This is a genomic window from Rhodococcus sp. NS-SX18, assembly GCF_057367935.1.
Genome location: NZ_CM170633.1, coordinates 1,483,459 through 1,497,975 on the forward strand (window position 1 = coordinate 1,483,459; position 14,517 = coordinate 1,497,975).

Here is a 14,517-nt window from a genome sequence, read left to right on the forward strand (position 1 = left end):
GCTCGGCTCGGGTCCGGGAACCCCCGGCGTCCGCGGATCGTTGAACGGACAGAACCGACCACCAGAAGGGATGTGCACGGTGCGCACCACCAGTAACCCGGTGTTCCGCAACCTGCCCAAGCAAGAGGGCGGCGGATACGCCACGTTCGGCTCTGCGACGGCGGGCGCCGCGCAGGTCACCCAGCAATTCGGCCAGCCGCAGTACGCGCCGACGGATCCGTGGGCCCGGCCCACCACCGAGCGGTCGATGACGATCGACGACGTCGTCACCAAGACCGGCATCACACTCGGTGTGCTGGCGGTCTCCGCGCTGATCTCCTACGTCCTCGTCAACGGCAACGTGAACCTCGCCGCGCCGTTCGTCATCGGCGGCGGTCTCATCGGCCTGGTCCTGGTCCTCGTGGCCACCTTCGGCCGCAAGATGGACAACCCGGCCATCGTCCTGGCCTATGCCGTGGCCGAGGGCTTCTTCCTCGGCGCGCTCTCGTTCATGTTCACCGACATCACCTTCGGTGGCGCCGGTGGCGGAACCCTGATCGTCCAGGCGGTGCTCGGCACGTTCGGCGTGTTCTTCGGCATGCTCGTCGTCTACCGCACCGGGGCGATCCGCGTGACCCCGCGCCTGACCCGCATGATCATCGGCGCCCTGATCGGCGTCCTCGTCCTGGCGCTGGGCAACCTCGTCGCGAGCTTCTTCATCGACGGCGGCCTCGGCCTGCGCGACGGCGGCACCCTGGCGATCGTCTTCAGCCTCGTCTGCATCGGCATCGCCGCGTTCAGCTTCCTGCTGGACTTCGACGCCGCCGATCAGCTCATCCGCGCCCAGGCGCCGGAGAAGGCCGCATGGGGCGTCGCCTTCGGTCTGACCGTCACCCTGGTCTGGCTGTACATCGAGATCCTGCGCCTGCTGTCGTACTTCCAGAACGACTAGCCCAGCTCTCCGGCCACCGTGCCGACCGCGGGCCCCGGGAACACCCGTTCCCGGGGCCCGCGGCGTGTCCGGGGCAGCCACAGCCGCGCGGCCGCCGACGTCTGCGGCGGCACCGGCACCGGGCCGCCGGACCAGAGACCGAGCCCGGCGGCCAGCACCGGCAGCAGGTGACCGGCTGCAAGCTCGTATCCCGCGGCCGAGGGATGAAATCCGTCCGCGGAGAACAGGTGGTCGGGCGCGGACAGGAACTCGGGCGTCAGCAGGTCGGCCAGCGGCACCGGCTGCCCGCCGGCCGCGCGCGTCGCCGCGGCCTGCGCGCGGGCCAGTTGCCGCCCCCACGTCCGTACCACGGTGCGCAGCGGCTGGGGAATCGCACCGACCACCCCCAGATCGGGACACGTACCGACGACGACGACGGCGCCGCTCGTGCGCAGACGCCGCACCGCCGAGCCCAGTCGCTGTGCCGAGCGGTGCAGCGACAGTTTCGCGGTCACGTCGTTGGCCCCGACCAGGATCACGGCCGCGTCGGGCGGCGGACCCGCCACGTACATCGCGTCGACCTGCCCGGCCAGTCCCCGCGACGTGGCGCCGGCGATGGCCTTCGTACCGAGCCGGACGCTGCGGCCCGACTCGTCGGCCAGCGCCCTGGCCAGCAGCACTCCCGGCACCTCCGCCGCGCTCGCGCAGCCCAGGCCGGCCGCCGTCGAATCCCCGAAGATCATCAGGTGCAGGTCGAACGGCACGCCGCGGCGCCACGGCACCGGGGACTGCGCTCCGGGCAGGTACACCCCGTCCGCCTCGGGCGGCTTCGCCCAGGTACGGCCGATGACACCTCTCGCTACCGTCGCCTGGCGCATCAGGTACGTGTACGTGAGCCAGGAGGCGCCGCCGGCGCCGGAGCCGGCGGCGACGGCCGTCGCGCCGGCCAACGCCGCGGTGCGCCACGAGGTTCGGGGCACGGGAGATCACCTTTCCGAGCAGACGGCCCTGGAGTTGCAGACGGCCCTGAGGTTGCCGTGTCCAGTGTGCGTCGAATCCGCCGCTCGAGCAGCCGGAACGCCGTCGGGTACCGGCATCTGAGACCATGGAGGAATGCGCATCGCGGATTCCGTCGTCGACCTCATCGGAAACACCCCGCTGGTCAAGCTCAACTCGGTGACGACACCGGGTTCGGGCGTGGTCGCGGCAAAGATCGAGTACCTCAACCCGGGCGGCAGCTCGAAGGACCGCATCGCCGTCAAGATGGTCGATGCCGCCGAGAAGTCCGGTGCACTGAAGCCGGGCGGCACCATCGTCGAACCGACGTCCGGCAACACCGGAATCGGTCTCGCGCTCGTCGCCCAGCAGCGCGGCTACAAGTGCGTGTTCGTGTGCCCCGACAAGGTCAGCGAGGACAAGCGCAACGTGCTGCGCGCGTACGGTGCCGAGGTCGTGGTGTGCCCGACCGCGGTGCCCCCGGAGCACCCCGACAGCTACTACACCGTCTCCGATCGTCTCGCCCGTGAACTGCCGGGTGGCTGGAAGCCGGACCAGTACTCCAACCCGGCCGGTCCGGAGAGCCACTACGAGACCACCGGCCCGGAGATCTGGCGCGACACGGACGGCAAGGTGACCCATTTCGTCGCCGGCGTCGGCACCGGTGGCACCATCACCGGCACCGGCCGCTACCTCAAGGAGGTCTCGGGCGGCAAGGTCAAGGTGATCGGCGCCGACCCGGAGGGCTCCGTGTACTCCGGCGGCACCGGCCGTCCGTACCTCGTCGAGGGCGTCGGCGAGGACTTCTGGCCCAGCGCCTACGACCCGTCGATCCCCGACGAGATCATTGCCGTCTCCGACGCCGACTCGTTCGACATGACCCGCCGGCTCGCCCGCGAGGAGGGCCTGCTCGTCGGCGGGTCGTGCGGCATGGCCGTCGTCGCCGCCCTGCGGGTCGCCGAGCGTGAGGGGCCGGACGCCCTCGTCGTGGTGCTGCTGCCCGACGGTGGCCGCGGCTACATGTCGAAGATCTTCAACGACAAGTGGATGGCCTCGTACGGCTTCCTGCGGGCCCCGCTCGACGGCAAGCCCGACGATTCGACCGTCGGCGACGTCCTGCGCAGCAAGTCCGGCGAGCTGCCCGCGCTGGTGCACACGCATCCGTCCGAGACGGTCCGCGACGCCATCGAGATCCTGCGCGAATACGGTGTCTCGCAGATGCCGGTCGTGGGCGCCGAGCCGCCCGTCACCGCCGGTGAGGTCGCGGGCAGCGTCAGCGAGCGGGAACTGCTCAGCGCCGTCTTCGAGGGCCGCGCGCGGCTGGCCGACCCCGTCGCGAAGCACATGAGCCCGACCCTGCCGCTGATCGGGGTCGGCGAGTCGATCGCCGCCGCCACGAAGGCGTTCGGCGATACCGACGCGCTGCTGGTCATCGACGACGGCAAGCCCGTGGGCGTGATCACCCGCCACGACCTGCTCGGGTTCATCAGCGCCGGTTCGTAACGGCTGCGGCGGCGGGCCGGGGAGCCTTCCCCGGCCCGCCGTCCTTCCGTCCCGCGGCTAGGCTGAGCCGCATGAGTGAGCAGCGCAGCCACGGATTCTCCACCCGAGCGATCCACGCCGGATACGATCCCGACCCGGCCACCGGTGCCGTCAACGTCCCCATCTATGCGAGTTCGACGTTCGCGCAGGACGGCGTCGGTGGGATGCGCGGCGGCTTCGAGTACGCCCGCACCGGCAACCCCACTCGCAAGCCGCTCGAGGCGAATCTCGCCGCCATCGAGGCGGGAACGTTCGGCCGGGCCTTCAGTTCCGGGATGGCCGCCACCGACTGCCTGCTGCGTTCGGTGCTGCGTCCCGGGGATCATCTCGTCATCCCCAACGACGCCTACGGTGGCACCTTCCGGCTGATCGACAAGGTGTTCACGCAGTGGGGCATCGAGTACACGCCGGCGCCGATCTCCGACGTCGACGCCGTGCGCGAGGCGATGCGGCCCACCACCAAGCTGGTGTGGGTCGAGACCCCGACGAACCCCCTGCTCAACATCGGCGACATCGCGGCACTCGCCGACGTCGCGCACAGCGGTGGGGCGAAGATCGTCGTCGACAACACGTTCGCGTCGCCGTACCTGCAGCAGCCGCTCACACTGGGTGCCGACGTTGCGCTGCACTCGACCACCAAGTACCTCGGCGGCCACTCCGACGTCGTCGGTGGTGCGCTGGTGACGAACGACGAGGAGTTGGACGCGAAGTTTGCGTTCCTGCAGAACGGCGCAGGTGCCGTCCCGGGTCCGTTCGACGCGTACCTGACGATGCGCGGCATCAAGACGCTGGCCCTGCGCATGGAACGGCACAGCGACAACGCCGAGAAGATCGTCGAGCTGCTCGACGGGCATCCCGCCGTCACCCGGGTGATCTACCCCGGCCACGAGTCGCACCCGGATCACGCCGTCGCCTCGAAACAGATGCGCCGGTTCGGCGGCATGATCTCGCTGCGTCTGGCCGGGGGCAAGCAGGCCGCCCTCGACTTCTGCGCGCGCACCGAGATCTTCACCCTCGCGGAGTCCCTCGGAGGTGTCGAGTCGCTGATCGAGCACCCGGGCGCGATGACGCACGCCTCGACGGCGGGGTCGCTGCTCGAGGTTCCGGACGATCTGGTGCGCCTGTCGGTGGGTATCGAGGATGCCGCCGACCTCGTCGCGGACGTGGAACAGGCGCTCACGGCCTGACCCGGATGCCGCTCGCGCGTCCGTGCGCGAGCGGCGCCGTCCCTGTTGCTGTAACTTCAAGTCCCGTGTGTGGCGCGTCACAGGACAAGAACTAGAACGCGTTCTCGCATATATATGATATGGATGTAACGAACCGCATCGGTGATCGAGATCACACAGTACGGTGAAGTCGTTCGTCAAGGGATGGGGAGTTCGCGAATGTCAGTTGACCCGTCGGCGGTGATTGTGGCGGTAGCCACTGCGGCGAGTGCCCTGGTACAGGGAGCGGACATCCCGGAGCATCTTCAGGAACAGGTGACGCAGGTCATCGAGTCGTTCCAGGCATCCGCCGAAGCCGCTGCCGCGGCCACGGATCAGCAGGTCACCGACCTCGTCGCGGCGCTGCCCGAACCGATGCGCCCGGCCGCGGAGCAGGCCGTGGCGGACACGACCTCGGCCGCGAAGGACGCGTTGATGCCGCATCTGCCGCCGGAGGCGGCCGCGGTACTCGAACCGCCGGCCGAGAATCCGGTGCAGGCCGTGCTCGAACAGGCGCCGTCGGTGCTGGCCCCGGCCGCGCCGGCGGGACGGCCGTCGGTGTTCGGCGCCCCCGCCCCCGGCGCTGCGACGGGCAGCGGTGCGTGGGGGTCGGCACCGGGCGGGGTGGGAACCGGCGGGGCGGCGGTGACGTTGCCGTCGATCCCGGCGATCCTGCCGGGCACGAACCTGGCGCCGATCGGGGCGATCGCGGTGTTCGCGCCGTGGCTGCGCAAGGCCGGGAAGCTGTGCGAGGGCGTCGGGGCGCCGGTGCTGGCGGCGTTGTATTCGGCGGAGAACGGATTCCGGTACGGGCCGGGCGCTCCGGTCTCGCCGGTGGGCGCGAAGGGGCCGGGGCAATTCATGCCGGGTACCTGGGATGCCTACGGCAAGGACGCCGACGGGGACGGGCGGGCCGACGTGCTCGGCATCGCCGATCCGGTGATGGCGTCCGGGAATCTGTTGTGCGACAACTACCGGCAGATCGAGCAGTGGAAGGCACAGGGGGTGGTGCGCGGCGACACCCTCGACCTCACGCTCGCGGCGTACAACGCGGGCCTCGGGGCCGTGCGCCGATCCGGGGGTATGCCGTCCGGCCTGCCGGACTACGAGAACCAGACCAAGCCGTACGTGGCGAAGATCCGGGCGACCGAGATGGTGTTCGCGCGGTTGCTCTCACCGTTCTTCGGGCTCGGGCTGCCGGGGATGACCGAGACCGGTAACCGGGTGGTGGATCTGGCGTTCCGGTACCTGGGGCTGCCGTACGTGTGGGGCGGCGGCAACATCAACGGTCCCTCCGGCGGCGGGTTCGACTGTTCGGGCCTGACGTCGTACGCGGTGTACGCGGCGACGGGGATGACGTTGCCGCGTACGTCGCAGACGCAGTGGCGGGTCGGCACCGAAATCCCGATCGAGCTGGCCCGGCCGGGGGATCTGGTGTTCGGCAACTGGCAGTCCGACGGGCCCGGGCACGTGGGCATCTACATCGGCGGCGGCCAGATGGTGCATGCCCCGACGTTCGGAGACGTGGTGCGCGTCGGCGCGGTCTTCCCCGGCATGAAGGCCCGCCGTCTGATCTGAGGTGCCGTACGCGAGAAGGGTCCGACCGGAGGCACCGGTCGGACCCTTCTCGCGTGTCGGTCGAGCCGCGCGACGGCTCGCCGCCGATCAGCTGTGGTACGGCTCCGCGCTGACGAGCGTCACCTTCATGGTGCTGCCGTTGGGAAGCGTGTACTCGCGGGTCTCGCCGACCTTCGCGTCGATCAGGGCACCGCCCAGCGGGGAGCTGGGGGAGTAGATCTCGATCTCGTTGCCCCGGGCGCCCTCCTCGCGGGTGGCGATGAGGAACGTCTCCTTGTCGCTTTCGTCGCCGTCGTAGTAGACCGTGACGACCGAGCCGGGCAGCGCGACGCCGGACTGCGTGGGCGCGACACCGACCTTCGCGTTGTTCAGCAGTTCCTGCAGCTGACGAATCCGGGCCTCTTGCTGACCCTGCTCCTCGCGAGCGGCGTGGTATCCACCGTTCTCCTTGAGGTCGCCCTCCTCGCGGCGCTCGTTGATCTCGGCCGCGATGACGGGACGATTCGCGATGAGCTGGTCGAGTTCTGCCTTGAGTCGGTCGTACGACTCCTGTGTCAGCCAGGTCACCTGGGTCTCGGTCATCCTCGATCACTTCCTTCGGGTTGGAGCTCCCGGCTCCGTCGACTGGTCGCCGCAACTCGCAGCGACGACGGCAACGCGGATCCCTCGAACGTTCCCCCCAAGCCAGTGGCGAACAGGACCGCACTGCTTCCTATGCAGCAATACACGGCCCCAAAGGGTGGAACCGTGTATCAGGCAATTCTAGCACCAACGTGGTCGCGACCACGGAATCCGCAGCGTGCGGTCAGTGCGCGCGCAGGTATTCGGGCACGTCGAAGCTGCAGCCGTACATGTCCGCCATGCCCGGCCGTTGCGACGTGATCACCGGCGCGTCCATCAGCAGGGTGCCGGATTCGGACGACGGGATCAGCACCTCGCGCCGGCCCGTCTCGGATCCGTCCTTCGACCGCGAGCGGATGATGCACACCGCCTCCTGCGAAGGGTCCTTCCGCGTCACGGTGAACTGCACCTGCACGGTCGAGTCGTCGACGACGGTGTAGGTGACGACCTCGCTCTCGATGTCCGGGGTGCCGAACTTCTGGTAGAGCAGGAACGCCGCGAGCACCCCGGCGACGAGCCCGACGGCGACCAGGGCCCACAGCCAGGTGCGGCGGGATCCGCCCGTCGCCGGGTAGCGGCCGGTCGGGTAGCGGTCGGTCGGGGTGGTGTCGGTCATCACACTTACTTTCGTGCGCCCGCGGGCGCAGCGGGGGCGTGGCTGACGAGGGACGTGTCAGGTGGAACTATAGGGGAGGAACCCAGGACGCCGGCCCGCAGTGCCGGTGGTCCGGGTAGCGACGATGCAGCCGACGGCGAGGTGGAGGAAAGACGTGAGCGGACTACGGCTCATGGCCGTGCATGCCCATCCCGATGACGAGTCGAGCAAGGGTGCCGCCACGACGGCCCGCTATGCCGCGGAAGGGCACGAGGTGCTGGTGGTCACCCTGACCGGGGGTGAACGCGGCGACATCCTCAACCCCGCGATGGACATCCCCGGGATCCGGGACCGCATGCCCGAGGTCCGGCGCGAGGAGATGGCCGAGGCCGCCCGCATCCTGGGGGTGCAGCAGCGGTGGCTCGGGTTCGTCGACTCGGGGCTGCCGGAGGGTGACCCGAAGCCCCCGCTGCCCGAGGGCTGCTTCGCGCTGGTGCCCCTCGAGGAACCCACCCGCAAGCTCGTCGAGGTGATCCGGGAGTTCCGGCCGCACGTGATGACCACCTACGACGAGAACGGCGGCTACCCGCACCCCGACCACATCCGGTGCCACGAGGTCTCCGTCGCGGCGTACGAAGCGGCCGGCGACCCCGACCGCTTCCCCGAGGCCGGACCGGCGTGGAAGGTGCAGAAGCTGTACTACTCGCACGGGTTCATCCGCAAGCGCCTCGAGTTGTTCCGCGAGGAGTACGAGCGGCGGGGCGAGCCGTTCCCTATGGAGGAGTGGCTCAAGCGGTGGCGCACCGAGCAGGGCGACATCATGGCGCGGGTGACCACGCAGATCACCTGCAGCGACTACTTCCCCAAGCGTGACGACGCGCTGCGCGCCCATGCGACGCAGATCGATCCCAACGGCTCCTTCTTCGCCGTGCCGCTGGACATCCAGCAGAAGGTGTGGCCGACGGAAGAATTCGAGTTGGCCAAGACCCGCGTGCACACGGCGATCCCCGAAACGGATCTGTTCGCGGGCATCGAGGACGGACAGGTGAGATGACGGTAGGCATGCTGGCGGCCGAGGTCCTGGCCCAGGACCCCACCGGCCCCGAATTCGGCAAGGCGTCGCCGCTCGGTCTCGCACTGATCGTGATCCTGCTCGTGGCGACCGCCCTGCTGATCCGCTCGATGAACAAGCGGCTCGGCAAACTGCCCGAGACGTTCGAACCCGAGCATCCGGAGCCGGACCAGGCCGCCGACGAGGGGACCGATCGCGGGGCGGCGGAAAACCCTCGCGGAGCCGCGCAGAACCCTCGCGGAGCCGCGCAGAACCCTCGCGGAGCCGCGCAGAACCACAGGCCCGACCACCCCCAGCCCCCGATGGCCGCGAACTGACGGACGCGTCGTGACACCCCCGGAGCCCGCGGCGCCCGAGACCCGTCACCGGAACACTCTCGGTGAGGCGACCAGCCCCTACCTGCGGCAGCATGCCGACAACCCCGTGCACTGGCACCAATGGGGCGAGGAGGCGCTGACCTGGGCCCGCGAGCGGGACGTGCCGGTCCTGCTCTCCGTGGGGTATGCGGCGTGCCACTGGTGCCACGTGATGGCACACGAGTCGTTCGAGGACGAGGCCACCGCCGCGCTGATGAACGAGCACTTCGTGTGCATCAAGGTGGACCGGGAGGAACGCCCGGACATCGACGCGATCTACATGAACGCCACCGTCGCGATGACCGGGCAGGGCGGCTGGCCGATGACGTGCTTCCTCACCCCGGACGGCGCTCCGTTCTACTGCGGCACCTACTACCCGAAGCTGCCGCGCGGCGGGATGCCGTCGTTCACCCAGCTGCTCGAGGCGATCGCCGAGACCTGGCGCAACCGTCGCGCCGACGTGCACCGCTCCGCCGTCGCGATCGTCTCGGAACTGCGCCGCGGCAGCGGCGGCCTCGCGCCCGGCGAGCGGCCGGTGGACGCCGCGCTGCTCGACGCCGCCGACGCCTCCGTCGCCGCCGACGAGGACGCGGTGCACGGCGGGTTCGGAGGCGCCCCGAAGTTTCCGCCGTCCGCGCTGCTCGAGGGCCTGTTGCGCGGATACGAGCGCAGCGGGAACCCGGCCGTGCTGTCCCTCGTCGAACGGACGGCCGAGGCGATGGCGCGCGGTGGCATCTACGACCAGCTGGCCGGGGGTTTCGCCCGCTACAGCGTCGACGCCGGGTGGGTGGTTCCGCACTTCGAGAAGATGCTCTACGACAACGCGCTGCTGCTGCGGATGTACGCGCATCTCGCGCGTCGGACAGCGGCGCCCTGGGCGCGACGGGTCACCGAGGAGACCGTCGAGTTTCTGCTGCGGGACCTGCGCACCGCCGGACGGTGCTTCGCCTCCGCGCTCGACGCCGACACCGACGGGGTCGAGGGCCTGACCTACGTGTGGACGCCCGGGCAACTGGCCGACGTCCTCGGTGACGACGATGCGCAGTGGGCGGCCGAGCTGTTCACCGTCACCGACGCCGGCACCTTCGAACACGGCGCGTCGGTGTTGCAGCTGCGTGCCGAACCGGACGACGCCGAACGCTACGAGCGGGTACGGGCCGAGCTGTTCGCCGCCCGGCTGCAGCGTCCGCAGCCCGGCCGCGACGACAAGGTCGTCACGGCGTGGAACGGTTTCGCGATCACCGCGCTGGCCGAGGCCGGTGCCGCGTTCGGCCGCGCCGACTGGGTCGAGGCGGCCGTCGACTGCGCGCGGACACTGCTCGAGCTGCACCTGGTGGACGGACGGCTCCGGCGCGCCTCCCTCGGCGGCACGGTCGGTGTCCCGGCAGGCGTGCTCGAGGACTACGGAGCCCTCGTCACCGCCCTGCTCGCGGTGTACCAGGCGACGGGCGACGCCGCGTGGCTCGACCCGGCCCGGGAGCTCGCCGACGTCGCCCTGAACCACTTCCAGGATCCGGCACGGCCCGGAAGCTGGTTCGACACCGCCGACGATGCCGAAACCCTGGTGGCGCGGCCGCGGGATCCGATCGACGGCGCCACCCCGTCGGGGGCGGCGCTGATCTGCGAGGCCCTGCTCACCCTCGCCGCGGTGGTGCCCGAGGACCCGCGGTACGCGGACGTGGCGGACGCGTCGCTGCGGTCGGCGGTGGTGCTGCTCGAACGGGCGCCGCGCTCGGCCGGACACTGGCTCGCCGTCGCCGAGGCGGCGGTGCGCGGACCCGTCCAGGTGGCGACGGTCGGCGGCGGCGAGCTGCTCACCGTCGCGCGGCAGGCAGCTCCCGGCGGCGCCGTCGTGGTCGGCGGGGACCCGGACTCGTCACCGTTGCTGGCCGGCCGACCGCTGGTCGACGGACGCCCGGCAGCCTACGTGTGCCGCGGATACGTGTGCGACCGGCCCGTCACGACGGCGGCCGAACTGCGTGCGGCGCTCTCGGCGTGAGCGATCGGGGTCTCAGTCGGCGCGGGACGAGGCCAGCAGAGCCGGCAGGGGAGCATCGATGCTGTTGTCGTCGAACGCCTCGAGCACGGCGCGGGCGATCGCGCGCTGCACGGCCCACTGCTTGCCGGCACGGGTGCGCACGGTGATCCGCAGCGTCACCGATTCGGGGGTGACGGAGTTGACGCCGAGCATCTCGGGCGGCTCGAGGACGTCGCGGGCCAGGTCGTCGCGTTCGACCGTCTCGAGCGCGGCGCGCAGCGCCACCTCGCACGCCCGGTGGACGTTGGCGGCGTGGGCGATGGGGGCGTCGACGACGGCGACGGCGTAACCCTGGCTCATGTTGCCCACGCGCAGGATCTCGCCGTTGCGGCAGTACCAGAGGGTGCCGCTGATGTCGCGGACGGTGGTGACCCGCAGGCCGACCGATTCCACGGTGCCGACCGCGTCGCCCAGGTCGACGACGTCGCCGACGCCGTACTGGTCCTCGAGCAGCATGAACATTCCGGAGATGAAGTCACGCACCAGGTTCTGCGCACCGAAACCGAGGGCCACGCCGACGATGCCGGCGGACGCGATGAACGGTGCGACGTTCAGTCCGAGGGTGCCCAGTATCTGCAGGACGCACCAGACGAGCAGCACGACGGAGACACCGGACTTGAGCACCGAGCCGATCGTCTCGGCGCGCTGCGTGCGCCGCTCGTTGACCAGCACACCCGGCAGGCCCTTCGGGGCGCGTTCCTGGAAGGGGCGGAGCAGGCCGGGCTTGCTGCTCTGGTGCCGCGGCTTCGTCATCCGGTCGATGAACCGGTGCAGCACGAACCTCAGGATGAGCGCCACCAGGACGTATCCCGCGATCGCCAGCGGCCGCTCGACGAGCCACTCACGGTTGGTGTCGGTCAATTCGAATGCCAGTCGCTGAACAATCATCCCGGCCGAGTCTACGGATCCGTGACGTGGCTGCCACCGATGTGATCTTTGTCCGATCGGGTTTACCCGAACACCACCAGCCACACGGCGACGGCATGGCAGAGGGCGGCCAGCACCGTCGCCGCATGGAAGAACTCGTGGTAGCCGAAGACGTGCGGCCACGGGTCGGGCCACTTCGTGGCGTAGAGGATCGCGCCGATGCTGTAGAGGATTCCCCCGACCAGCAGCAGCACCATGGGGACGATGCCCGCCTCGTCGGTCAGCTGGCCGGCGACGGGGACGATCGCCCAGCCGAGCAGCAGGTACAGCGGGACGCCCACCCAGCGTGGCGCGGTGGGCCAGAGCATCTTCAGGGCCACGCCGGCGAGGGCCCCGGTCCACACCACCGTCAGCAGCATGCGACCGGTTTCCGGGGGCAGTGCCAGCGTGGCGAACGGGGTGTAGCTACCGGCGATGAACAGGAAGATCATCGAATGGTCCGCGCGTTTCATCCACGTGCGCGCTCGCGGGTCGTGCCAGTGGACCCGGTGGTAGAGGGCGCTCACGCCGAACACGCCGCAGACGGTGAGGCTGTAGATCACCGTCGACCAGCCCGCGGGTGGATCGGCCACGGTCTGCGACAGGATCACCAGCGCGGTGCCGGCCACCACGGCCACACCGAATGCCCACAGATGGATCCAGCCGCGCATCCGCGGTTTCACGGGCAGTTCGTCGATCCCGAATACCGTCATCGCCGGGCCTCCCTTCGATACCGAAGAGTAACCTACGCTTCCGTAACTTGCCTGCCGTAGCCGGACCCCGGGATGGGAGGAGTCACACTCGGAGGCCGCACCCGACCGCCGCCGCGACCCGAGGCCACCGTGAGCGTAATGTGACCCGCGTGGTGATCTCGGGGTGAACGCGCGCGGCCTGCTGTATCAGCTCTACGAACGACGGCTGCTGAGCAAGCTGGACGGCGCGCCGCACCCCCGGCACGTCGCCGTGATGTGCGACGGCAACCGTCGCTGGGCCCGCGAGAACGGGTTCACCGACGTCAGTCACGGACACCGGATGGGTGCCCTCAAGATCGCCGAACTGCTCAGCTGGTGCGATGCCGCCGGCATCGAGCGGGCCACCATCTACCTGCTCTCCACGGAGAACCTGCGGCGTGAGCCCGAGGAGCTCGAGGCCCTGCTCGAGATCATCACCGACGTCGTCGAGGAGATCTCCGGTCCGGAGCAGAACTGGAGCGTCAAGATCGTCGGCACGCTCGACCTGCTGCCGGACGAACTGAGCCGGCGCCTGAGCGAGGCCGCCGAGCGCACGCAGGGCCGCACCGGCACCCACGTCAACGTCGCGGTCGGCTACGGCGGCCGGCAGGAGATCGCCGACGCCGTGCAGGCCCTGCTGCGAGCCAAGCAGCGCGAGGGGCTCGACGGCGAGGGTCTGGTCGAGGCCGTCACGGTCGAGGCCATCAGTGATCATCTCTACACCTCGGGACAGCCCGACCCCGACCTCGTGATCCGGACCTCCGGCGAGCAACGGCTCTCGGGCTTCCTGCTGTGGCAGAGCGCGTACTCCGAGATCTGGTTCACCGAGGCCTACTGGCCGGAGTTCCGTCGCGTCGACTTCCTGCGCGCCCTGCGCGACTTCGCGGCGCGGCACCGCCGCTTCGGCGCCTAGCCACCGGTGCGTCCTTTGGGCTGTCCCCGCAGCCCAAAGGACGCACCGGCGGCGCAGCCGCCTACAGTTTGCGCAGGCGCAGACGGTTGATCGAATGGTCGGAGTCCTTGCGCAGGACCAGCGTTGCGCGCGGCCGCGTCGGCAGGATGTTCTCCACCAGGTTCGGCCGGTTGATCGAGTGCCAGATCTCCTTCGCGGCGCCCACGGCGTCGCGGTCCGACAGGTTCGCGTAGTGGTGGAAATGCGCCTCGGGATCGGAGAACGCCGTCTTGCGGAGCGCGAGAAACCGCTCCACATACCATTTCTCGATGTCCTCGAGGCGAGCGTCGACGTAGATCGAGAAGTCGAACAGGTCCGACACCATCAGCCTCGGACCGGTCTGCAGGACGTTCAGGCCCTCGATGATGAGGATGTCCGGTTGCCGCACCACGTGATATTGGCCCGGGATGATGTCGTAGGAGATGTGCGAGTACACCGGGGCCGCCACCTCCGCGGCGCCGGATTTGACCTCGGTGACGAACCGGAGCAGTTTGCGCCGGTCGTAACTCTCCGGAAACCCCTTGCGATGCATGATGTTCCGTCGCATCAGCTCCCGGGACGAGTACAGGAAGCCGTCGGTGGTCACCAGGTCCACCCGAGGATGGTGTTCCCAGCGCGCCAGCAGTGCCTGCAGCACGCGGGCTGTGGTCGACTTGCCGACCGCGACCGAGCCGGCCACTCCGATCACGAACGGCACCTGCTGGTCCGGATGCTTCTCGCCGAGGAACGTTGCGGTCGCGGCGAACAGGCGCTGTCGTGCGGCGACCTGCAGATGGATGAGACGGGCCAGCGGAAGGTACACCTCCGCCACCTCCGCCAGATCGATCTGCTCGCCGAGGCCCCGCAGGCCGCGCAGTTCCTCCTCGGTCAGCACCAGCGGCGTCGACTTGCGCAGCGTCCGCCACTGCTTGCGGTCGAACTCGACGTACGGACTCGGCTCGCTCAGACGCGCCACCGGCACACTCCCGACTCGACGGGCCCGGCGGCACACGCCGGGGATGGCTCGCAGCGAAGG

General features: G+C 69.9%; 14 protein-coding genes. 8 read left to right on the top strand and 6 right to left on the bottom strand.

The annotated features are described in order from the left end of the window. Nucleotides 1–79: 79 nt before the first annotated feature. Nucleotides 80–931 (top strand): Bax inhibitor-1/YccA family protein, encoded by an 852-nt coding sequence (locus AC2IPW_RS06970; protein WP_193788829.1) that lies wholly within the window; start codon nt 80–82, stop codon nt 929–931. Here the strand turns inward: AC2IPW_RS06970 and AC2IPW_RS06975 are convergent. Beyond that, nucleotides 928–1,890 carry an SGNH/GDSL hydrolase family protein gene (locus tag AC2IPW_RS06975; RefSeq protein ID WP_040274553.1) on the bottom strand — a complete coding sequence of 321 codons (963 nt, stop codon included), beginning with the start codon at nt 1,888–1,890 and terminating at the stop codon, nt 928–930. The genes AC2IPW_RS06970 and AC2IPW_RS06975 overlap by 4 nt on opposite strands. Nucleotides 1,891–2,023: 133 nt before the next feature. Between AC2IPW_RS06975 and AC2IPW_RS06980 the strand changes: the two genes are divergently transcribed. From AC2IPW_RS06980 to AC2IPW_RS06990, 3 genes are all read left to right on the top strand, one after another. Next, the gene (locus tag AC2IPW_RS06980) at nt 2,024–3,409 is read left to right on the top strand and encodes a cystathionine beta-synthase (protein ID WP_040274555.1); all 1,386 of its coding nucleotides are present in this window, start codon (nt 2,024–2,026) and stop codon (nt 3,407–3,409) included. 71 nt (nt 3,410–3,480) lie between these two features. After that, on the top strand, nt 3,481–4,635 hold the full coding sequence (locus AC2IPW_RS06985; protein ID WP_003935087.1) for a cystathionine gamma-synthase: 1,155 nt from the start codon (nt 3,481–3,483) through the stop codon (nt 4,633–4,635). Nucleotides 4,636–4,833: 198 nt separating this feature from the next. Then, the gene (locus tag AC2IPW_RS06990; RefSeq protein WP_486376553.1) at nt 4,834–6,231 is read left to right on the top strand and encodes an NlpC/P60 family protein; all 1,398 of its coding nucleotides are present in this window, start codon (nt 4,834–4,836) and stop codon (nt 6,229–6,231) included. A gap of 87 nt (nt 6,232–6,318) precedes the next feature. Here the strand turns inward: AC2IPW_RS06990 and greA are convergent, their stop codons facing one another. Together greA and AC2IPW_RS07000 are read right to left on the bottom strand one after the other, a co-directional pair. Continuing rightward, nucleotides 6,319–6,813 (bottom strand): transcription elongation factor GreA, encoded by a 495-nt coding sequence (gene greA / locus AC2IPW_RS06995; protein WP_003935085.1) that lies wholly within the window; start codon nt 6,811–6,813, stop codon nt 6,319–6,321. A 223-nt stretch (nt 6,814–7,036) separates the two neighbouring features. Continuing rightward, on the bottom strand, nt 7,037–7,468 hold the full coding sequence (locus AC2IPW_RS07000) for a DUF4307 domain-containing protein (protein WP_416063013.1): 432 nt from the start codon (nt 7,466–7,468) through the stop codon (nt 7,037–7,039). A gap of 154 nt (nt 7,469–7,622) precedes the next feature. Here AC2IPW_RS07000 and mca point away from each other — a divergent pair, with 154 nt between their 5' ends. Genes mca through AC2IPW_RS07015 form a run of 3 tightly spaced genes read left to right on the top strand, consistent with a single transcriptional unit; the run spans nt 7,623 to nt 10,874 of the window. After that, nucleotides 7,623–8,501, top strand: coding sequence for a mycothiol conjugate amidase Mca (mca, locus tag AC2IPW_RS07005; RefSeq protein WP_003935083.1), 879 nt, complete (start codon nt 7,623–7,625; stop codon nt 8,499–8,501). Between the two features lie 8 nt (nt 8,502–8,509). Then, nucleotides 8,510–8,836 (top strand): hypothetical protein, encoded by a 327-nt coding sequence (locus AC2IPW_RS07010; RefSeq protein ID WP_450121072.1) that lies wholly within the window; start codon nt 8,510–8,512, stop codon nt 8,834–8,836. A 10-nt stretch (nt 8,837–8,846) separates the two neighbouring features. Next, nucleotides 8,847–10,874 (top strand): thioredoxin domain-containing protein, encoded by a 2,028-nt coding sequence (locus AC2IPW_RS07015; protein WP_302069015.1) that lies wholly within the window; start codon nt 8,847–8,849, stop codon nt 10,872–10,874. Between the two features lie 12 nt (nt 10,875–10,886). Here the strand turns inward: AC2IPW_RS07015 and AC2IPW_RS07020 are convergent, their stop codons facing one another. Beyond that, nucleotides 10,887–11,801, bottom strand: coding sequence for a mechanosensitive ion channel family protein (locus AC2IPW_RS07020; RefSeq protein ID WP_203011513.1), 915 nt, complete (start codon nt 11,799–11,801; stop codon nt 10,887–10,889). A 62-nt stretch (nt 11,802–11,863) separates the two neighbouring features. After that, nucleotides 11,864–12,532: a PAQR family membrane homeostasis protein TrhA gene (gene trhA, locus AC2IPW_RS07025; RefSeq protein WP_486376554.1), complete on the bottom strand. Its 669-nt coding sequence runs from the start codon at nt 12,530–12,532 to the stop codon at nt 11,864–11,866. Nucleotides 12,533–12,695: 163 nt separating this feature from the next. Between trhA and AC2IPW_RS07030 the strand changes: the two genes are divergently transcribed. Then, entirely contained in the window at nt 12,696–13,463 is a 768-nt protein-coding gene (locus AC2IPW_RS07030) for an isoprenyl transferase (RefSeq protein WP_289379901.1), read from the top strand. 61 nt (nt 13,464–13,524) lie between these two features. Here AC2IPW_RS07030 and coaA read toward each other — a convergent pair whose 3' ends face one another. Then, the gene (gene coaA / locus AC2IPW_RS07035; protein WP_003935077.1) at nt 13,525–14,457 is read right to left on the bottom strand and encodes a type I pantothenate kinase; all 933 of its coding nucleotides are present in this window, start codon (nt 14,455–14,457) and stop codon (nt 13,525–13,527) included. Between the last annotated feature and the right edge of the window lie 60 nt (nt 14,458–14,517).